Source organism: Desulfonatronum lacustre DSM 10312, from assembly GCF_000519265.1.
GTDB lineage: Bacteria > Desulfobacterota > Desulfovibrionia > Desulfovibrionales > Desulfonatronaceae > Desulfonatronum > Desulfonatronum lacustre.
The window spans coordinates 2,550,001-2,569,904 of record NZ_KI912608.1; the positions used below are offsets into that span (position 1 = coordinate 2,550,001).

The window sequence follows — 19,904 nt, forward strand, 5'->3', positions numbered from 1 at the left end:
CGCGTCTGCGGACTTACAGGTCCCGCACGTCCCAGGTCCTGCCGTGCAGGCGGCGCGGGTTCCCGGCAAGCAATCGGACCAACCCGGCGGCGGACTGTTCCGGGGTCATCAATCGCCCCTCCTCCTTCCAGGGTCGGAACACGGACTGGAGCTGGCTCGCCGCGCCGCCCTCGGATTCCCGGGCCTGAGCCTGCATCCGGGTTTCCACGATCCCCGGCCGGTAGACAAAAGTGGTGATTGTCGGGGCCTCGGCGGCCAGCTGGCGGGCCAGATGCTCTTCCGCGGCCTTGGCCGCGCAATAGGCCGCGATGCCCGGCTGGGTCTTTTCCGCGGCGCCGGAGCCGAAGAAAACCGCCAGCCCCTCGCCTTGTTCCAGAAGAAGCGGCAGGCAGCCGCGAATCAGTTGATGGGCGGCCATGACGTTGGCCTGGAACACGGTCAGAAAGTCCGTGTCCGACAACTCCCAGACGTACGGTCCCGGATGCAGGATTCCGGCGGCGTGGACGAATCCCCAAAAATTCCCAATTGTTCGAGCCCCTTCTACCATGGCGACAACGGTCTCGGCCTTGGAGGCGTCGCCGGCCACGACCTCCACCACGGCCTTGGACTCCCCGCCCCGTCCGGCGCACAACTCCCGCGTCTCCCGCAGCGGGTCCGTGCTCCGGGCGTTGATCACCAGATTCACCCCTTCCTTGGCCAGGGCCACGGCCAAGGCCCGCCCGATGCCCATGGACGCGCCGGTGAGCAGCAAGGTTTTTCCGTGCAGTTCGTGCATGATGTTCACCCTTCCTTGGCTTGTCGCTGATACTCTTTCACTGGTTCCCAAGCTGAAGCGTGGGAATGAGCGGAAAGGCTCGTCTCCAGAGGGAGTACCCGCATCAATCGAAATCGAAATCGAAATCGAAATCGTGATCGAAATCGGAAATTCATCAGAAATCGATTTCGATAGCGATTTCGATAGCGATACCGATTGGGGCAGCCCCGAGGCCCGAGAACAACTCCGTCCTGCCCTCTGAACGGTGTCCATTAGACAGCACCCGCGCTCGTCCTGTAAAGACCTCGCATGTCCCTGCTGCAAACCCCCGCCCGCTACGCCCTGGTGTCCGTGGCCGCCTCCCTGGTGACCATGGCCCTCAAGTTCGGCGCGTTTTGGATGACCGGCTCGGTGAGCATCTTTTCCGATGCCGCGGAGTCCGTGATCAACCTCGTGGCCGGGTTGATCGCCTTCATCGCGCTGCTCATCGCGGCCCGTCCGGCGGACAAGCAGCACACCTACGGCCACGACAAGGTGGAGTACTTTGCCAGCGGTGTCGAGGGGACCCTGATCCTCGTGGCCGCGGCGACCATCTTCATCACCTCGGTCCAGCGCCTGTTCGCCCCGGTCCCCCTGGACAGCCTGGGCTGGGGCATTGCGGTTCTGGTCCTGGCCGCGGCCATCAACCTGGGCGCGGCCAGGGTTCTGATGCACGGCGCGCGCAAGCACGACAGCATCACCCTGGAGGCCGACGCCAAGCATCTGATGACCGACGTCTGGACCTCGCTGGCCGTGGTCGTGGGTATCGGAGTGATCATCCTCGCCCCGGAGGAATGGCTCTTTCTCGATCCCCTGATCGCCATGGCCGTGGCCGTGAACATTTTGCGCGCCGGCGTGGACCTGCTGCGCCGCTCCTGGAACGGGTTGATGGATCAAACCTTGCCGGCCGAGGAAATCCAAATCATCACCGAGGCCCTGCAAGCCCAGGCCCCGGACGCTCCGTTCCACGGTCTGCGCTCCCGCAAGTCCGGCTCCCGGCGGTTCATCGACGTGCACCTGCTGCTGCCCGGAGAGTGCAGCGTTCAGGAAGCCCACGAACTCTGCGACAGGATCGAACACCTGGTCGAGTCGCGGCTGAACAACACCAGTCTGACCATTCACGTGGAGCCCGTGGAGGACGACGCCTCCTGGGACGGACACTGCATCGGCGGTGTGGCCAACGACGGCTCGGACCAGCAGGCGCGACTTCCCAACAATCTACAGCCGTCGTAACTGCTCAGTACGGAGTAGTGCCGTTGCCGGGATCAGAATCGGAGTCGGAGTCGGGATCGAAAAGGATGGGGTGCGTTCTATTTTTTTCCGTTCCGATACCGATACCGATAGCGACCCCGACCCCGACCCCGATTTGCCGGAGCAAGAAGGGACACAAGATGTGCTGAGGAGATACCAGCTTTCAGACGAAAACAAGGAGGATGACATGGAACTCAACAGGATGATTCATCTTTCAGGCGTCCTCGGCGTGCTCGGACTGCTTGGCTTCTTCAAGCCCATGTTCAGCGCCTTTGCCGCCTTCGCCGCGTTTGGGGCCTGGGGAGCGCCAGGTCCGCTACGCTATATGGGCTACCTGGGATTTTTGGGCTTCATCGGCCTGCTCGGCTTTTTCCGTTGACCCGCGATTGCGATGCTCTGGGCCGTACTGGCATTGGGCACGGCCTTTTTCGAGGCGATCAAGGACGCGCTGAGCAAGGGGCAGCTGATCCTGGGAGACGAATATCTTCTGGCGTGGTCCTACTGCGTTTTCGCCCTGCCCCTAACCGGGGCGTACCTCTGGTGGGAGGGTATTCCGGCCATCGGAAGCGACTTCGGCTGGGCCCTTGCGGCCGGGGTTGCCCTGAACCTGGTCGCCGTGACCCTCTACATGCGGGCGATCAAGGCTTCGGAGTTGTCCCTGACCCTGCCCATGCTCACCTTCACCCCGCTGTTCATGCTGATCACCTCGCCGCTGATCCTGGGCGAATTTCCTGATCGCTGGGGCGGACTGGGCATGCTCCTGATCATTTCCGGGGCCTACCTGTTGAACCTCAGACCAACCTCTGCAAGCCTCGGAGCCAACAGCGGGATAAGTTTGCTGGCCCCTTTTCGGGCTCTGTGGAACGATCCCGGCCCCCGTGTCATGCTCCTGGTGGCCTTCATCTGGAGCTTCACCGCCAACATCGACAAGGTCGGCGTGATCAACTCCTCGCCGGCGTTCTGGCTGTTCTGCTTTTTCATGGCCATGAGTCTGGGCCTTTCGCCGGTGGTCCTGATCAAGTCCCGCCGTCCATTTCTCCGGCTGCGGCAAAATTTCCGGGCGCTTTTCCTGGTCGGGCTGTTCGGCTCCCTGGCCCTGGTGCTCCAGATGTGGGCCTTGACCCTGACCCTGGCGGCCTACGTGGTTTCCATCAAACGGATGAGCGTGGTCTTCGGGGTTCTTTTCGGTCACGTCATGTTCGGCGAAAAAGACCTCACCCGCAAACTTCTCTGCGCGGCCCTGATGGTCGCCGGAGTGGGGTTGATAGCCTTGAACTGACGGGAACCTGATTCAAGACTTGCCACCCAGGGTGAGAGTGCCCATTTTATATTCTTGGGGGTAAGGACTTGAAAGGCCATCCCACCGTCATTCCAGGAGGTTCAAAAATGCGCAGATCCATCGAGCAGGTATTTTTCGGAGAGCCGATCACCGAAGGGGCGGGCGTGAAGCTGCACCGCACTTTTGGGTATTATGAGGCGGAGTTGTTCGACCCGTTTCTGATGCTGGACGATTTCCGTTCAGACCGGCCCGAGGACTACCTGAAAGGCTTTCCCTGGCATCCGCACCGGGGAATCGAAACCATCACCTACGTGCTCAAGGGCGATGTGGAACATGGCGACAGCCTGGGCAACACCGGAATCACCTCTTCGGGAGACGTCCAGTGGATGACCGCCGGAAGCGGGATCATTCACCAGGAAATGCCCAAGGGCGACGCCCACGGTTCCATGCACGGATTCCAGCTCTGGGCCAACCTTCCGGCGGATCAAAAGATGATCGAGCCGCAATACAGGGATATCACGGCCGCGGACATCCCGGAGGTTGAAACCGAAAACGGCGTGCGGATCAAGATCATCGCCGGAACCGTGGGCGCTGTTTCCGGCCCGGTGGACGACGTGGTGGTGGCCCCGGAATACCTGGACTGCACCATCCCGCCGAACACGGAATTCGTCCATCCCACCCGGCGCGGCTTCACGGCCTTCATCTACGTGATCGGCGGAGCGGGCACCGTGAACGGAACGGCCGTGGCCAACCGGCAGGTGGTGTTGTTCGGCGACGGGGACGAACTGGCGGTGGTCGCCGGGGAAGAGCCCCTGCGGATGCTCCTTCTGACCGGCAGGCCCCTGGACGAACCCATTGCCTGGCGCGGCCCCATCGTCATGAAGACCAGGCAGGAACTGGAACAGGCGTTCCAGGATCTGCGCGACGAAACCTTCATCAAGCATCCCCCGCTCCACGTGGCGCACCATCTGGCAGACGGTCGCTGACGGCATTCGGAACGGTACGGTTTACGGTTCCAGTGCGAGCCCTCGCCAAAGGCAAACCACGCATCACCCCGCGGATTGCGCGGACGGGTAAAAGCTAAGAGGGCCCCTAGTGGATTCGCCAAGTCGGGCTTGCCTTGCTGGTGGCCAGGGATACCGGGCTGCCGTTTTTCTATCGCGAATACGAGGGCAACTGCCATGATTCCAAGGTGTTTCAGTGCGTTGCAGCCTACTCCCGTGCCCCCGCCGGCGCTTCGCGCGCCGGGGAGAGCACGGGGGGGGCCGGTCGATCATTTCAGGAGCAGCAACAGCAGCATGCCCACGGGCACGATCCAGGCTACCGCGAGGGCGGGGATGAGGATTTTTTGGAAGCGGATCAGTTGGCGGGTTTGTTTGATCATTTCGGGGTCGGCCAGGTCCGCGAGCAGACCGACGATCTCCGGGGCGGATTTTTCCAGGCGATCCAGGGTATCCTTGGGCATGGTCTCGTACATCTTGGCCATAATGTCCGCGGACTGCTGGGCGGATCGGAAATAGCCCTTTTGTTCCCATTCCGTGGCTTTTTCAATGTAGTCCATCATCAAGCCGCGCAGGGTGTCGTAGGATTCCTTGCCCAACTCGGCCACTGCCTCCAGCTGACGCATGGCGTAGTTGATGTTGTGGATGTTCTTCAGAAACAGGATCAGCATCTGGCGCAGTTCTCGGCCGTCCACCTTCACGTTTTCCAATTCCAGCTCTTCCTGCAGGGAGAACATCGCGGCATTGCCCACGATGTTCAGATCCCGGGCCAGATCCTGGGTCATCTCGTTGCGCAGCATCATCTCCCTGGCCATCCTGGAGACATCGTCCAGCTTCCGCTCTAAAGACGCCAGTGTTTCCACGTGTTGTTCCATGGTCATGGTCCACCTCCTCTAGGCCGTGATGGAGCCGGGCATTTCCTTGCCGGCCATGGTCATGAACGGGGAAACCGGAAGGTCCTTGCCCTTGAGCAGGAGATGCCAGTAGGCCCAGCGAAACATCATCTTGCCGTAGTGGTTCATCTTGGTCTCCTTGAGCAGGGTGAAGGGCCCGGCTCCGGGCAGGGGGAATTTTCCGGGCAGCGGCTCCTGGGTGTAGTTGAAGTCAATGAGCAGGGCCTTGCCGAATCCGGACTCGATGAAGCAGTTGGAATGTCCGTCGAACTTGGGCAGCGGCTCCAGGCCGTCCAGGTGACGCAGGATGTTCTCGATCAGGATTTCGCTTTCAAAGTGGGCCACGGAACCGGCCTTGGACGTGGGCACGTTGGTGGCGTCGCCGATGACGAAGATGTCCTGGAAGTTCTTGCTTTGCAGGGTGTGATTGTCCGTGGGCACCCAGCCCAGGGGATCGCCCATGTCTGAATCGATGATGAACTGGGCGCCCTTCATGGTCGGGATGGACACCAGCAGATCGAAGTCGATTTCCCGCTTGTCGTGGGAGACGATGCGCTTGTTCTCGTTGTCCACGTGGCTCAGGGCGAAATCCGGCATGATCTTGATGTTTTTCTCCTCACAGACGTACTTCAAGGTCTGGGAAGCCAGGGGCTTGGTGAACGGACCGCTGAGCGGGGTGGCGAAGACGATTTCCACCTTGTCCCGGATGCCTCGCTCATGGAAGTACCAGTCTGAAAGCATCACGAATTCCGGCGGAGCCACCGGACATTTCACCGGCATTTCTGCCACGTTGAGCACGAGTCTGCCGCCCTTGAAGGAGCGCATGGCCTGTTGCAGCTTCAGGGCTCCGTCCAGGGTGTAAAAGTCGAAGATGGACTTTTGCCAGTTCGGCCCCAGCAGACCCTCGTTTTCCGTGGGATCGCAGCGCGAACCGCTGGCGATGATCAGCAGGTCGTAGTCAATGGTTCCCTTCTTCATCACCACCTTCCTGGCATCAGGATCGACCTTCTCGATCTTGGAGACGATGAATTTGACCTCAGAGGGCAGGAACACGTCCCGGGGCTTGAGCACGTCCTCCTTGGACCGGTACATGCTGAAGGGGAGGAACAGCAGACCGGGCTGATAGAGGTGGACGCGGTCCTCATCCACGATGGTTACGCTGATCTTGTTCTGATCGATTTCCGTACGCAGGTTTTCGCACAACCGATTGGCCATCATTGTGCCGGCGGTCCCGGCTCCGAGAATGACGATTTTCCGCATGAGCGCACCTCTCCTTGGTGGTTGAGGGTGATAGGGAAAAGCTGGCCGCGGCGGCGACAAGGCCGGACGCGGGCAGTGGATCGCTTCTTCGCGGAATGGAGGGGCTTCCGGCGGGACTGGATACGTGAATGAGTGAGGACACCGTATAGTAGCCAGCACTTCATTAATCAGATGAATTCCAGGAATGTCGGAACCATAATAGTACTAGCAAACTTCATACCCGTATTCATCACGGCGGCAAGCCTTGGCCGCCCATGGTCGATGAAGGGCGGCCTGTGAGTGGCTTGGGGCTCAAAAACGAGCATTCGCTCCAAGGATGACGTTTTGGTTTTGCCGGAAAGCATTCCTCTGGAAATTTCGAGGGTATCTCCACACCGAGCGCCAAGTTGCGACCCGTGCGGAAGCTGCGAAACTCAGTCAGTCCAGGACTCTTTCTCGCCATGCAGTCCAGAAACAGATCACGATAGTATTTTGGAATCGTTTAATTTTCTTGGCGCCATCTAGAATGTGTCCAAATACGGGACACAAAATCATAGTTTTCAAGTCGGAATTTCTAAAAAAACTGGAGCATCCCGATGTACTGATAATATTTAGTTCATATTTTCAGATTCTTGGGTGCAGTCCGGGGCTTTGCTCATCGCATGGCATGGGAATTGCCATATCTTGCCGGATAATATGGTGTTGCCGTGAAAACTGCATGAACAATACATGCAAAGTGTTCGCCGGACCGTGACCAGACGCGACTCCAGGAAGCCCACGCTCCGGCAATTTGAGGATGACCCCCATCCGAGAACCTCAAGGAGGAGCCATGAGACAATTGGAGATTGACGGAATGGACGGCAAAGGCGGAGCCGCGGTCAGCAGGCGATCGTTCGTCAAGGGCGCCGCCGCGGCGTGCGCCGGGTTGGCCGCGGGCGGGCCCGCGCTGCGCGCCCTGGTCCCGGACACGGCCCATGCCGGAGGCGCTTTGGCCGAGGGCAAATGGGTCAGCAGCTGTTGCGTGGGCTGTACGTCCTGGTGTTCCAAACAAGTTTACGTGATCAACGGGCGGGCCGTGAAGATTCGCGGCAACCCGCATTCCAAGACCAACGGCATCAACTCCTGCCCTCGGGCGCACCTGGCCCTGCAGCAGGTTTACGACCCGGACCGGGTCAAGACGCCCATGAAGCGGACCAATCCCAAAAAAGGTCGGTATGAAGATCCCGGTTTCGTGCCCATCTCCTGGGACGAGGCCCTGGACATATTGGCGGACAAGATCATGGAACTGCGGGCCAACGACGAAACCCACAAGTTCATGCTCATGCGCGGGCGGTACACCGCGCTGAACGACCTCTTCTACGATCGGTTGCCGAAAATCATCGGTTCTCCGAACAACATCTCTCACAGCTCCATCTGCGCCGAGGCCGAGAAGATGCGCTACTTCCAGGAAGGGCAGTGGGCCTACATGCAGTACGACATCCCCAACACCCGCTACGTGCTGATCTGGGGCGCGGACCCGCTGGTGGCCAACCGCGGCGTCTCCTCGTACCTGAACAGTTGGGGCCGGGCCCTGGACAACGCGAGGATCGCCTCGGTGGAACCGCGGCTTTCCGGTACGGGCAGCAAGTGCGACGAATGGTTGCCGGTCAAGCCGGGCTACGACGGCGCTCTGGCCTCGGCCATGGCCCATACCATCCTGGTGGAGGGAATGTGGTACAAACCTTTTGTCGGCGACTTCTTCGACGGCGAGAACAAGTTCATCCCCGGACAGGAGATCAATGAGTTCACCTTTCTGGAGGAACATACCCACGGTCTGGCGAAGTGGTGGAACCTGTATCTGAAGGACGCCACCCCGGAATGGGCCGAACCGCTCTGCGGCATTCCGGCGGACCAGATCAGGCGCGTGGCTCTGGGCTTCGCCGCGGCGGCTCCGAACTGCATTTCCTGGGTCGGCGGCGGTCCGGCCATGCAACCCCGTGGAACGTACGGCTGTCTGGCGGCCAACGCCTTGAACGGTCTGGTGGGCGGCTGCGACAACCTGGGCGGTGTCCTTACCTACAATTCCCGCAGTTACCAAGGGTTTCCCTCACCTAACGATTTCATGGACGAAATGGCCCAAACCAATTCAAAGAAAGAAAAGATCGACCAGCGTGGTCGCTTGGAATGGCCCAATCTGGCCAGTGGACGGTCCGGAGGCGGCGTGAACACCAACAACGTGGCTGACGCGATCATCAACGAGGACCCCAACGAGATCAAAGTGGCCATGGGCTATTTCAATAATTTTGCCTTTTCCTGCCCAGGCACCGGACGCTGGGATCAAGCCCTGTCCAAGATCGACTTTTTCGCCCACATGACCACCCATGCTTCGGAAATGAGTTTTTACGCGGATATCGTGTTGCCGGTGAACCATTGCATGTTCGAGTCTTGGGGAACTTTGGACAATTCCAGCAACGGGTATCGGTCCGTGAGCCTGATGCAGCCGGCCATTGAGCGGCTCTGGGACACCAAGAGCATGGAAACGGAAATTCCCTGGCTGCTGGGCGAGAAATTGGCCCAGCGCGGGTTCGACAACCTGTTGCGCTACTATCAAGCCGTCGTGGACCCGGAAACCGGTAAAGCGCCCACCAATGAAAAGGAATTCGAACTGTACGCCATCAAGCACCGGATGCAGCATTTCTGGGACCCGGCCCAGAGCAAGGGGGGCGACAAATTCTCCGGTTGGGAAGAGTTCGTGGAAGTCGGGGTCTGGAACTCCGATCCCTATGCGTATCGGGCCCGGTGGAGCAACATGGGCACCAAAACCGGGAAGTTCGAATTCTACAGCGAGACCCTGAAGGATTCGTTGGAGAAGCACGCCGAGCGGCACAACACCACCGTGGACCACGTTCTGGAGGTTTGCAACTACGAGGCCCGGGGCGAAATGGCCTTCATCCCCCACCATGAGGAACCCTACGAATGGGGCGACTCAGGTGAATATCCCTTCAAGTTCGTGGATTACAAGGCCCGCCTGAACCGGGAAGGTCGGAGTTCCAATTGCCCCTGGTATCTCCAGCTCAAGGACCTGGACCCTGGGGACAAGTCCTATGAGGACGTGGCCAAGCTGAATCCCATTGACGGCGAACGCCTGGGCATCAAGTCCGGGGACAAGATCCGACTGACCACGCCCACGGGCAGCATCGTCTGCACCGCCTCCCTCTGGGAAGGCGCCAAACCCGGCACCGTGGCCAAATGTTTCGGTCAGGGACACTGGGCCTATGGTCGCTACGCGGCCAAGGTCTTCGGCAAGGAGGCCCTGGGAGCGAACAACAACGACATCATCCCGGTGGACTATGACCGGTTGAGCGGTTCCACGGCCTACTACGGCCACATCCGGCTGAAAGTCGAAAAGGTCTAGGAGGATAGATATATGGCACGATATGCTATGGTCATAGATTTGCAGCAGTGTACGGGTTGCGGCGGGTGCATCATCGCCTGCATGAACGAGAACAACCTGCCCGAGGGGGTGCGTTGGTCCGGGAAGATGACCGAGACCTTGGGCAGATATCCTTTTGTCCGCTACCACTACCGGCCAACGCTGTGCAATCACTGCGAGAACGCGCCGTGCGTACGCGGCTGCCCGACCAAGGCCCTGCATAAGGCCGAGGGCGGGATCACGGCTCATGATCCCAACAAGTGCATCGGCTGCCGGTACTGCATGGTCAACTGCCCCTATGGGGTGATCCATTACAACTGGCGCAAACCGCATGCCGAGTGGGAAGACACTACGGCCGTAATTCCCGGCGGCACGTCGACTCCCGTGGAAACGGTCCGTCGAGCCGGGGCCAAGGGCTGGCCGATCCAGAATCCGGACCCCGACGCCACGTACGCCTCGATCCGGCCCACCGGCGTGGTGGAGAAATGCACTTTTTGCCACCACCGGGTGGTCAACGGCGAGTTGCCTTATTGCGTGGAGGCCTGTCCGGCCAATGCCCGAATTTTCGGCGACCTGGACGACCCCCGAAGCAAGGTCAACCAACTCCTGGGCATGTTTCGGGCCGAGCGACTGCGCGAGGAATTGGGCACCCGGCCCCGGGTCTACTACATCCGAGAGTTCTGTCCCTGCGCTTACGAACCGGGCAAGGGCATGGTCCAGGCTGACGTCCAAAACGCAATCGCATAATCCACGCGGAGGTGAACTATGAGTAAGGTATGGTTTGGTCTGTTGGGCGTCGGTTTGCTGTTCGGCCTGTTCAGCGCCCTGACCGTGGTCTCCCGTGGGCTGGGGGTCTACAACGCCAACGACGTGACCTTCTGGGTCCTGCCCATGTCCGGGTATCTGTTCTTCGCCCTGACTGCGGCCGGATTGACGTTTCTGTCTTCCCTGCCCTCGGTGTTCGGGATGAAGCAGTACTACCCCATTGCCAAGCGGGCCTCGCTGCTGGCCGGGGCGGCCCTGGTGGTTGGCGTGATGTGCAAGGGTCTGGATCTGGGCCCGCTGTCCACGCTGCTGAACACCGTGTACCTGGCATTGTCCCCCAACCTGTATTCGCCCGTCTGGTGGATGGCCGTGCTCTACGGAATCTACATCGCCATCGTGGCCTTAAAGTTCTTCACCATTCACAAAGGCCGATGGCATTCCACGGGCGGAAAGACCGCCGGGTTGTTGGCCCTGCTGTTGATGTTCATGTCCTACACCGCCCTGAGCATCGTCTTCGGGACCGCGGACGCCCGCCCGGCCTTTTTCGGGCATTTTACGGCCCTGTACTTCGCGGTGACCGCCGTGACCTGCGGCATGGCCGTGATCGTCCTGGCCACTTTCGTGCATTTCGCCGTTACCGGCGGCATGCCCAAGGAGCAGGAGCCGCTTTTCAACAACATCATCAAGCTGTTCACCGTGTTGCTGGCGGTTTCCCTTTTCGTCTTCATCCTGCGCGCCGTGATCGGTTACACATCCCTGCAGGAAGCCTTTGACGGGTTCCGGCACATCGCCTCAACGGCCATCTATCAGATCGAATTGTGGGTCGGCCTGCTCATTCCGCTGCTGCTGATGCTCATCCCCGCGATCCGGGCCTCCACGGCAGGCAGAATCCTGGCTTCGGCCATGGTCCTGGTGGGCATGTTCTTCGGCAGGCTGGTGATGCTTCTCTCGGCCCAGGTCAAACCCATCGGCGTATTGGCGGAAAACAGGCCGGAATTTGTCTCCTACTTTCCGAGCATGTACGAATTCGGGATCATCATCCTGGCATTCTCCCTGTCCATGCTGATCTATTCCATTGGAGTCAAATACTGGAACCTCGAAGCCACCCCGGAGTAGGCTCCTCCTGGGTACGGCCCGCGCCCGGACATCGGGTTCGGGCGCGGGCCGTGTTTTCTATTTTCAGGACGGGGCGGCAATTCCTTCAATCCCGCAAAGAACCCGGAAAGAGCTGGATTACAAGGGATAACGACATCGAAATCGAAATCGCTATCGAAATCGAAATCGAAATCGAAACAAACCTGTTGTCGTTATACATTGAGACAAGCCTTTTGAAGACCGATTTCGATCCCGATTTCGATTTCGATAGCGATCCAATAGCTGAGAGGATCGAGAACATATCTGTTGTAAAAAAAGCACCCACGGAGACCATTCATGCCCGACCCGAACATCATCGCCCGGTTGGAGACCTATAAAGCCTTGGCCGGGTGCTTCTTTCCCCCGGACGACCACTTGCCGCAAAACGTGGAAAATCTGGCGGCTCATGCACCGACCTGGGTCACGGGAATTCAGGATTCGGCCTTGACCATGCTGGAAAGTCTGCCCGGCGACGAGCAGGGCCGCGAGGCGCTCAGGGTGGAGCATGCCAAGCTTTTTTTCGGGCCTTTTGAAGTCCTGGCTCCGCCCTTTGGGTCGGTCTATTTCCATGTGAACAAGATGCTCTCCCACGAAAGCATCGACGACGCGGCGGAGCGCTACCGGGAAGCCGGGGTGACCAGCGCTCCGGACGGCGGGAACCCGCCGGATCATATCACCGCGGAACTGGAGTTCATGTACTACCTTCTGTTTCAGGAACACGCCGCCCTGTGTCGGGACGACGTTACGGTCGCCCGAGAATGGCGGGATCGCAGGACGGACTTCTTCCCCATCCATCTGGGAGCCTGGGGGCCGCTGTTCGCCGACCGGGTGATATCCTTCGCGCAATCGCCGTTTTACAAACACCTGGGGCTTGTCGCCAGGGATATTTTGAAGACGGAGTTCCTCCTGACGACCGGCACAGTGGAGGCGGAACGGGTCGGGAGGTCGACGGGAGCCATGGCTGCACCGAGCATGCCCGGATAAACCGAGCATGCCCGGATAAAGCGTCAACCTCCGAAGGAGGAACAATGTCGGACACCATCCCGAGGAGCGCTCTGATCCTGCTGGGAAGCATCTGGATGATCGCGGCGCTGTCGCTTCTTCCCCGCACCGTCGTCACGCCGGCCCATGCCGCCCTGTCCGATTATCAGCGGATAATCTCACTGCCCAAACCGGCGCCCTCCGACATTCTTTCCGGAACGCAAGACCTGCCCGTGCTGGTAAATACCGGCATCGAATCCTGTCCGCCCTGCCAGCGCATGGCCTCTTCGCTGCTGGAACTGCACCGCGACTACGGCCATGTTTTTCTGACCTTCTACTACGATACCCAGAAAGAACCGCGGGCCCTGACGCTATTTCAATCCCCGACCGTGCCGACCCAGATATTCTATGCCGCGGACGGGACCGAACTGCACCGCAACGAGGGCTTTCTGTCCAAACACCATATTTTGGAACAGTGGCGCGAGTTGGGAGTGGTCGTCCAACCCGTCGGAAGAGTAGCTTCGATCCGGGACCGACTCTCCTTCGAGAACATGCTGTCCTCGTTGACTTTGGCGGTCCGGGGGGCCGCGCCCACGGCCATGCTGGCCGCGTTTTTCTGGGGCGTGTTGAGCATCGTGCTCAGCCCCTGTCACCTGGCGGGCATCCCCCTGATCGTCGGCTACATCAACGGTCGAAAGGTCGAGACCTCCGGCCGGGCCATGTCCTTGTCCCTGCTTTTCGGCCTGGGCATTCTGGGGAGCATCGTGGTGGTAGGGATCGTCACGGCCACGGCCGGTCGGTTGCTGGGCGACCTGGGCCCGTTGCCCTACTATATTTTGAGCGGAGTGTTCATCCTTTTCGGACTGAACCTGACCGGACTGGTGCCCATGGGATGCCTGGTTCCGGAGAAGCTGCTCTCCGATATGCCCCGGAAAAGAGGGGCCTTGGCCCTGGGGTTGATTCTGGGCATCGGCCTGGGGCCGTGCACCTTCGTGTACATGGCCCCCATCCTGGGCTTGACCATGGCCATGGCCGCCACGGACCTGTTCTACGGCCTGCTGCTGCTCCTGCTTTTCGCGGTGGGCCACTGCCTGTTCCTGATGCTGGCCGGGATGTCGCCGCGGTTCATCCAGTTTTTCCTGCGCTGGAACGAGCGCTCCCTGAGCGCTTCCGTGTTGAAGAAGATTTGCGGAGCGCTGCTGATTCTGGGCGGAGCCTACTTGGCGTTTACGATATGACGCGGGCGACACATACGGAGGAAAGATGAGTCGTACAGCCGTTATGCTGCATGACAACGCCGAGGAAGTCTCCCGGGTGGAGCGCTTGTTGGCCGGTCATCGCCTGCGTTTGTTGCGCTGCGAGCAGGTCGATGAACTGGAGCAGCTTCTGACGACCTGCCGGGAATGCTTGGTGCTGCTCAACCTGGAGATCAACGGGGTGGACAACGAGCTGCTGCGCCGCGTGAGCAAGGCCTGTGATCAGGTCCAAATCATCGGCATTTCCAGACGACCCTATCATCCTGAACTGGAGCAGGCCTTGCGCTCACATCTTCGGGCCGTGATCGCCCGGCCCATTGACGACGACGAACTGACTCTGTGCCTGCGAGGAGCCATGGATTTATGAGACGCGGACTTGATGTACACGCGATGTCCCGAACGGGAAATCGTTTGGCGGGAAAACGTTTGGTTTGGGCGCTGGTCTGTCTGCTGTTTGTTGCGGCAACGCCGGCATTCAGCCAGAACAGCGAGGCGTTGCGGATCTCCGGAGCGACAACGATCCAGCCCTTGGTGGAGCAATTGGCCGAGGAGTTCCGGGAGGGCACCGGACGGACGGTCAGGGTCCAGGGAGGCGGCAGTCTGACCGGGGTTGTGGACGCCATGGAAGGAACGTCCCAGATCGGCATGGTTTCGCGGGCTTTGTCGGAAGAGGAAAAGGAGCGATTGGAGTACGTGACCATCGGCTTGGACGTCCTGGTGGTCATCGTCAACAGCCGCAATCCGCTGCGTGAGGTGGACAAGCAAACCGTGATCGACCTGTTCACGGGCCGGATCACGAACTGGAGCGAGCTGACGGCATGGGATCGTGAAGTGGTCCTGGTGAACAAGGAAATGGGCCGCAGCACTTTGGAACTCTTTGAAGAGTACAGCGGTGTCCACCACCGGGGCAGCCCCACGGAGGGCCCCAACGGACGGGTCGCGCCGCAAGCCTATGAAATCGCCTCCAACCTGGACGGAGCCACCCTGGTGGGTGGGATTCCCGGAGCCGTGGGCTACATGTCCCTGGGCACGTCGCTCTATCTGCTGGACAAGGGCATGCCCATCAAGATTCTCGTCCTGAACGGCCATGACCCGACCACGGAAAACGTCATCTCCAGCGGATATCCCATCGTCCGGGAACTGAACCTGGTCTATCTGAAAAGCAACGAGCCGGACGTGAGGGCGTTTCTGGACTTCTGTCTCGGTCCGCGCGGTCGGGAAGTGGTCCGGGAGTTCAGATACCTTCTCGTTGATTAGGGAGGGCCGGAAATATGCGAAACGTTACCCGTACAGCCAAAGTATATCGGAAAACGAGCGGTGTTGGGCGTGGAATATTTGCATCCTTGTCGGCGCTCCTGCTCGCCATGACCCTGCTCGGGGCCGGCTGCACCCAACAAGACGGCGCGGAGCAGGAGAAGCTGGACCAGGAACAGTTGGCCATGCTCCTGCAGTTCGAGCGCAAAGTCATCCAGGTCCAGCAGGCCGTCAAAAGCGGAATCCTGACCGATGACTCGGCCTACCTCGTCATGGCGGCCCAAGTCTCCCTGGAGGTCTTCGACCTGCTGGACCAGATCAAGGCCGCTTTCCCGGACGCGGCGGCCCTGGAGAAATCCTACCAGGACTTCTACGCCAAGCTGCTGACCATCGTCACCCTCTTCTTCGAAAACCGCCTGGAACGCGGCCGAGCCACGCTCATGGAACTGGAGGAAAGCCACGTCTTCATCTACGGCAAACTGCGGGCCATCATGAGCACGGCCACCGGCGACGGTTGCGTACCGTGTTTTTCGCAATAGGCGTGGTGGGCGCGGCTTGTGACTCAGCCGAGGGCTTCCGGCAAAGTCCGCACGTAGTCCCGGATTTCGTCGCGCACCCGGCGGTAGTGGTCCAGGGCCTCTTCCTCGGATTGGGCGGTCTCCGCGAGTTTGGGAGGGTCGTCGAAGCCGACGTGGAGTCGCTTCGTCTTGGCGGGGAAAAAGGGGCAGGTTTCCTGGGCGTGGCCGCACAGGGTGATCACGTAGTCGAATTCCTGTTCCGGCAGTTCGTCCACGGTCTTGGAACGAAATCCACTGATATCCACCCCGGCCTCGGCCATGACCCGCACGGCGTGCGGATTGAGCCCGTGCTTCTCGATGCCCGCGGAAAAGGCATCGACCACGTCGCCCTTGAGGTGCTTGGTCCAGCCTTCGGCCATCTGGCTGCGACAGGAATTGCCGGTGCAGAGAAAGAGAATCTTGACCTTGGACATGATTTCCTCCGTTGGTTTACGGTTCGGCTATCCCCAGAAGTGTCCGTAGATCATCCCGCTGATGGTGGCCATGACCACCACCAGGCAGACGAAGACCACGGTCTTCCGGGTGCCCATGATGCTCCGGATGACCAGCATATTCGGCAGGCTCAGAGCCGGACCGGCCAGAAGCAGGGCCAGGGCCGGGCCCTTGCCCATACCGCTGCCCAGGAGTCCTTCCAGAATGGGCACCTCGGTCAGGGTGGCGAAGTACATGAACGCGCCGACGAATGAGGCGAAAAAGTTCGCTCCCAGCGAGTTGCCGCCCACGGACGCGCTGACCCATTCCGAGGGAATCAGGCCTTCGTTGCCTGGACGCCCCAGGAGCAGTCCGGCCACGAAAACGCCGATCAGCAGCAGGGGCAGAATCTGCTTGGCGAAGATCCAGGACGATGAGAACCACTGCCCCAGCTCGTCTTCACGGGTGCTGATCACCGCGGACAGGCCGATGAATCCGGCCACGAAGGCGATGGTCGGCTCCTGGGGAAAAGCCAGGGCCAGGGCCGCGGTGGGCAGGGCGACCAGGGCCATGCGCGACCAGGGCAGGCCGAACCACAGCGGGAGAATCACGGCCAGGACAGCGGCGAAGATCGCCGTCAGCATCCATTTGTGTTCCGCCACCGTCCGCCAGACGCCTTCGGCCGCTTCGGGCGCGCCCCAGTTGGCGAACACCAGAATGCCGATCATGCTCAGGAAGTACAGGCCGGTCCGGCCCAGTCCGCGCGTGGGTTCTTCCTCGGGCATTTGCGCGGCCTGAGCAGCCTTGTCCGCCTCTTCCCGGCGATAGATCAGGTGCATGATCAGACCGATGACCACGGCGAAGCCGATCGCGCCAACGGCCCGGGCAATCCCCATTTCCGGCCCCAGGACCCTGGCCGTGAGCACGATGGCCAAGATGTTGATGGCCGGGCCGGAATACAGGAACGCCGTGGCCGGGCCGATGCCTGCGCCCATCCGGTAGATGCCCGCGAACAGGGGCAGGATGGTGCAGGAGCAGACCGCCAGGATTGAGCCGGAGCAGGAGGCCACGCCGTAGGCGCAGGCCTTGTTGGCTTGGGGCCCCAGGTACTTGAGCACGGAGTTCTGGCTGACGAACACGCCGATGGCCCCGGCGATGAAAAAGGCCGGGATCAGACAAAGCAGCACGTGCTCCTGGGCGTACCAGCGGGCCAGTTGCAAGGCCTCGTGAACCGCGTTGTCGAACCTCGGCAGGCCCACCGGCAGATAGTACATGACCAGAAAGACCGTCACGATGACGGCCAAAGGCTTCCATTCGGATTTCCAATTCATGATAGGGCCTTTTGTTGTTCAAGAAATTGGGTATCTACTCAGCACATTTTGTATCCGCCCTTGCTCCGGCAATCGGAGTCGGGGTCGCTATCGGAATCGGAATCGGAACAGGAAAAATTTTAAACGCACCCCAGCGTTTCGATCCCGATCCCGATTCCGATTCCGATTCCGATTCCGACCCCGGCAACAGAATTCCTCTGTGCTGAGTAGTTACAAAATTGGACGCTGCGATCAACGTAAAAAGACTGGATTCCCGCCTACGCGGGAATGACGTTCTACCCCGCCGTCGCCAAACTGACGCCCAATTGCCTCCAACGCATCAGAATATCCTGCTTGGACATGAACCCCTCGTGGCGGAAGAGTTCCTTGCCCTCGGCATCGAAAAAAATCTGAGTGGGAATCATCCGGACGCTGAACTGGCGGCCCGCTTCCGGGTTTTTCCAGACGTCGATGAAATGCGTGGTGAAGGCTTCGGCATATTCGACCTTCAATTCCTGAAGGATCGGGGCCATGAGCTTGCAAGGAATGCAGTTGTCCGCGCCCAGGTCCACCAAGCGCGGCAGGTCCGAGGGGATGCCGGGAAGCAGGCTCGGGTCAACGCCGTTACCGGCGACATGGGCGGCGGATTCCCCGAATGTTTGCAAAGCCACGGCGGCCGTGTCGTCGAGCTGCCCGCTTTGGTGCTGATGGATCAAGACGATGGTCCCGAGAACGGCGATCAGAACGACCACGATGCCGATAAGGGTTTTTGAATTCATGGGGCTTTCCTAGAGGGGGATGGATGATTGGTTGGTTGGGGATGCTCGCGATGCTGAACGCGGGATTGCAAAGTGGTGGCGTTAGATATCCAGAAACGGCAAGGCGATGAAGTACAATCCCAGCAGGCCGATCAGCGTGCCGGCTCCGCGCTTGAACCACAGGCCGCCTGTGGCCATGGACCGGCTTTCCAAAATCCGGCGGACCAGGGCCGTGGAGCTGCCGGCAATGACGATGGGGATGCAGTGGCCGATGCCGAAGAGGATGATCAGCATCAGGCCGTTGGCCAGTTGGTCCTGGATGGTGATGATGGCCAGGATCGGGGCGATGAAGCCGAAGGTGCAGGAGCCGGAGAGCACCCCGTAGGCCAGGCCCAGAATTAACGCTCCAGACTTGCCGGAGACCTTGAGCTTGCTCATCAGGCCGGTGGACATGGAGCATCTGGATACGCCGAGCATGTCCAAAGCGACCCAAATCAGGATCAGCCCCACCAGGATGGTCCACCAGGGGCCGATATCGCCCAGCATCCTTCCCAAAAGCGCGGTGACAATGCCCACCAAGGCAATGGTCACGAACAGGCCGAAAGAGAAAAGCCCGGCGTAGACAGCTGCTGCACGGCCTTCGATGAGCTTGTTCTGTCCCCCCACGTAGCCGACGATGAGCGGAATGGAGGCCAGGTGACAAGGGCTGAAGAACACGCTGACCATGCCCCATAAAAAGCTTCCGGCCATGGCAAAGCCAGTTCCGCTGGTGATCCACATGTTCAGGGTAATGAAAAACTGGTCCATACAGATCCTATCTGAGTGCTGAAAAATCCCTATTTTGCTGTTCGTTCAAAAGCGCCAAAAGCAGGGAGCAATTCGGAGTTTTTCAACGGACGGCTATTCAACGCCGAGCTTGGCCAATTCGGCCTCAATGGACTTTTTGTCCATGAATCCGATATGGCGTTTGGCCTCGTTGCCGTTTTTATCGTAGAAGATCAGCGTGGGGATGACCTGAATGGCGTATTGGTCGATCAGTTCATAGTGGCGGTGCAGATCGATGAACACGATGGCCGCCCGGCCCTCGTACTCCCGCTGCAGTTCCTCCCGGATGGGAACCATCATCCGACAGGGAACGCAGTTTCTGGCTCCGAAATTGGCCACGGTGACCATGCCGGGCACGGGGGCTTCGGGCGGGTCGTTGGGCGTTTCCTCGGCCCAGGCGGCAAAGGCAAGACCGACCAGCAAAACCGCAAGACCGAACCGCAAGGCCCAGGCTCCGGAACCGACGGCTTTCATTCGCGGCTGAAAGCGCTCAGGCTGAGATGGAAGGCGCATATTACCCGTTGATCCAGGCCAGCACGTCCTTCTTGCCCGGCACCTTGCCCACGGCCTTGACCTGATCGTCCACGATCACGGCGGGGGTGCTGAACACGCCGTACTTCATGAATTCCTGCATATCCGTGATCTTTTCCACCTCAACGGCCTTGCCGGACTCGGCCACGGCTTCCCTGACGATCCGTTCCACTTCCGAACACTTGGCGCAACCTGGCCCCAATACCTTGATTTTCATAAAACCCTCCTCATCT

General features: G+C 60.1%; 22 protein-coding genes. 13 read left to right on the top strand and 9 right to left on the bottom strand.

The features are described 5' to 3' along the window. Positions 1 to 13: 13 nt before the first annotated feature. Positions 14 to 775, bottom strand: a complete 762-nt coding sequence (locus DESLA_RS0112055) for an SDR family NAD(P)-dependent oxidoreductase (protein ID WP_028572643.1) — start codon at positions 773 to 775, stop codon at positions 14 to 16. Here DESLA_RS0112055 and DESLA_RS0112060 point away from each other — a divergent pair. The 5 genes from DESLA_RS0112060 (at position 774) to DESLA_RS0112080 (ending at position 4,309) form a co-directional block, all read left to right on the top strand. Then, positions 774 to 1,016, top strand: coding sequence for a hypothetical protein (locus DESLA_RS0112060; protein WP_028572644.1), 243 nt, complete (start codon positions 774 to 776; stop codon positions 1,014 to 1,016). The genes DESLA_RS0112055 and DESLA_RS0112060 overlap by 2 nt on opposite strands. Positions 1,017 to 1,063: 47 nt before the next feature. Further along, positions 1,064 to 2,026 (top strand): cation diffusion facilitator family transporter, encoded by a 963-nt coding sequence (locus DESLA_RS20250; protein ID WP_035261779.1) that lies wholly within the window; start codon positions 1,064 to 1,066, stop codon positions 2,024 to 2,026. Positions 2,027 to 2,231: 205 nt separating this feature from the next. Beyond that, on the top strand, positions 2,232 to 2,423 hold the full coding sequence (locus tag DESLA_RS20255) for a hypothetical protein (protein ID WP_035261782.1): 192 nt from the start codon (positions 2,232 to 2,234) through the stop codon (positions 2,421 to 2,423). A 12-nt stretch (positions 2,424 to 2,435) separates the two neighbouring features. Next, positions 2,436 to 3,323, top strand: a complete 888-nt coding sequence (locus DESLA_RS0112075; protein WP_028572645.1) for a DMT family transporter — start codon at positions 2,436 to 2,438, stop codon at positions 3,321 to 3,323. Between the two features lie 107 nt (positions 3,324 to 3,430). Then, on the top strand, positions 3,431 to 4,309 hold the full coding sequence (locus DESLA_RS0112080) for a pirin family protein (protein WP_028572646.1): 879 nt from the start codon (positions 3,431 to 3,433) through the stop codon (positions 4,307 to 4,309). Positions 4,310 to 4,596: 287 nt separating this feature from the next. On the opposite strand, the gene DESLA_RS22940 is transcribed toward DESLA_RS0112080, so the two are convergent. After that, positions 4,597 to 5,205: a hypothetical protein gene (locus tag DESLA_RS22940; protein WP_028572647.1), complete on the bottom strand. Its 609-nt coding sequence runs from the start codon at positions 5,203 to 5,205 to the stop codon at positions 4,597 to 4,599. Positions 5,206 to 5,217: 12 nt separating this feature from the next. Then, positions 5,218 to 6,477 (bottom strand): type III sulfide quinone reductase, selenoprotein subtype, encoded by a 1,260-nt coding sequence (sqr, locus tag DESLA_RS0112090; RefSeq protein ID WP_028572648.1) that lies wholly within the window; start codon positions 6,475 to 6,477, stop codon positions 5,218 to 5,220. 808 nt (positions 6,478 to 7,285) lie between these two features. On the opposite strand from sqr, the gene DESLA_RS0112100 reads away from it, so the two are divergent. The 8 genes from DESLA_RS0112100 (at position 7,286) to DESLA_RS0112140 (ending at position 15,797) form a co-directional block, all read left to right on the top strand. After that, complete coding sequence (locus DESLA_RS0112100) at positions 7,286 to 9,850, top strand: molybdopterin-dependent oxidoreductase (RefSeq protein WP_156932952.1); 2,565 nt, start codon at positions 7,286 to 7,288, stop codon at positions 9,848 to 9,850. A gap of 12 nt (positions 9,851 to 9,862) precedes the next feature. After that, entirely contained in the window at positions 9,863 to 10,615 is a 753-nt protein-coding gene (locus DESLA_RS0112105) for a 4Fe-4S dicluster domain-containing protein (RefSeq protein ID WP_028572650.1), read from the top strand. An 18-nt stretch (positions 10,616 to 10,633) separates the two neighbouring features. After that, on the top strand, positions 10,634 to 11,749 hold the full coding sequence (nrfD, locus tag DESLA_RS0112110; RefSeq protein ID WP_028572651.1) for an NrfD/PsrC family molybdoenzyme membrane anchor subunit: 1,116 nt from the start codon (positions 10,634 to 10,636) through the stop codon (positions 11,747 to 11,749). A 315-nt stretch (positions 11,750 to 12,064) separates the two neighbouring features. Then, positions 12,065 to 12,751: a TorD/DmsD family molecular chaperone gene (locus tag DESLA_RS0112120; RefSeq protein WP_028572653.1), complete on the top strand. Its 687-nt coding sequence runs from the start codon at positions 12,065 to 12,067 to the stop codon at positions 12,749 to 12,751. Positions 12,752 to 12,795: 44 nt separating this feature from the next. Further along, complete coding sequence (locus DESLA_RS23330) at positions 12,796 to 13,986, top strand: cytochrome c biogenesis protein CcdA (RefSeq protein ID WP_051434637.1); 1,191 nt, start codon at positions 12,796 to 12,798, stop codon at positions 13,984 to 13,986. A gap of 25 nt (positions 13,987 to 14,011) precedes the next feature. Continuing rightward, positions 14,012 to 14,371 (top strand): hypothetical protein, encoded by a 360-nt coding sequence (locus tag DESLA_RS0112130; RefSeq protein WP_156932953.1) that lies wholly within the window; start codon positions 14,012 to 14,014, stop codon positions 14,369 to 14,371. A gap of 59 nt (positions 14,372 to 14,430) precedes the next feature. Continuing rightward, complete coding sequence (locus DESLA_RS20260; protein ID WP_169732626.1) at positions 14,431 to 15,261, top strand: phosphate ABC transporter substrate-binding protein; 831 nt, start codon at positions 14,431 to 14,433, stop codon at positions 15,259 to 15,261. An 86-nt stretch (positions 15,262 to 15,347) separates the two neighbouring features. Beyond that, the gene (locus DESLA_RS0112140) at positions 15,348 to 15,797 is read left to right on the top strand and encodes a hypothetical protein (RefSeq protein WP_028572656.1); all 450 of its coding nucleotides are present in this window, start codon (positions 15,348 to 15,350) and stop codon (positions 15,795 to 15,797) included. Between the two features lie 23 nt (positions 15,798 to 15,820). Here the strand turns inward: DESLA_RS0112140 and DESLA_RS0112145 are convergent, their stop codons facing one another. From DESLA_RS0112145 to DESLA_RS0112170, 6 genes are all read right to left on the bottom strand, one after another. Beyond that, complete coding sequence (locus DESLA_RS0112145) at positions 15,821 to 16,249, bottom strand: arsenate reductase ArsC (protein ID WP_028572657.1); 429 nt, start codon at positions 16,247 to 16,249, stop codon at positions 15,821 to 15,823. A 27-nt stretch (positions 16,250 to 16,276) separates the two neighbouring features. Next, on the bottom strand, positions 16,277 to 17,578 hold the full coding sequence (locus DESLA_RS0112150; protein ID WP_028572658.1) for a permease: 1,302 nt from the start codon (positions 17,576 to 17,578) through the stop codon (positions 16,277 to 16,279). A 275-nt stretch (positions 17,579 to 17,853) separates the two neighbouring features. Continuing rightward, positions 17,854 to 18,336 (bottom strand): thioredoxin family protein, encoded by a 483-nt coding sequence (locus DESLA_RS20265; protein ID WP_028572659.1) that lies wholly within the window; start codon positions 18,334 to 18,336, stop codon positions 17,854 to 17,856. A gap of 81 nt (positions 18,337 to 18,417) precedes the next feature. Continuing rightward, a complete protein-coding gene (locus DESLA_RS0112160) occupies positions 18,418 to 19,122 on the bottom strand; it encodes a cytochrome c biogenesis CcdA family protein (RefSeq protein ID WP_028572660.1) in 705 nt (234 codons plus the stop codon). A gap of 93 nt (positions 19,123 to 19,215) precedes the next feature. After that, positions 19,216 to 19,653 (bottom strand): thioredoxin family protein, encoded by a 438-nt coding sequence (locus DESLA_RS0112165; protein ID WP_245590053.1) that lies wholly within the window; start codon positions 19,651 to 19,653, stop codon positions 19,216 to 19,218. A gap of 1 nt (position 19,654) precedes the next feature. Next, the gene (locus DESLA_RS0112170) at positions 19,655 to 19,888 is read right to left on the bottom strand and encodes a thioredoxin family protein (RefSeq protein WP_028572662.1); all 234 of its coding nucleotides are present in this window, start codon (positions 19,886 to 19,888) and stop codon (positions 19,655 to 19,657) included. Positions 19,889 to 19,904 lie beyond the last annotated feature (16 nt).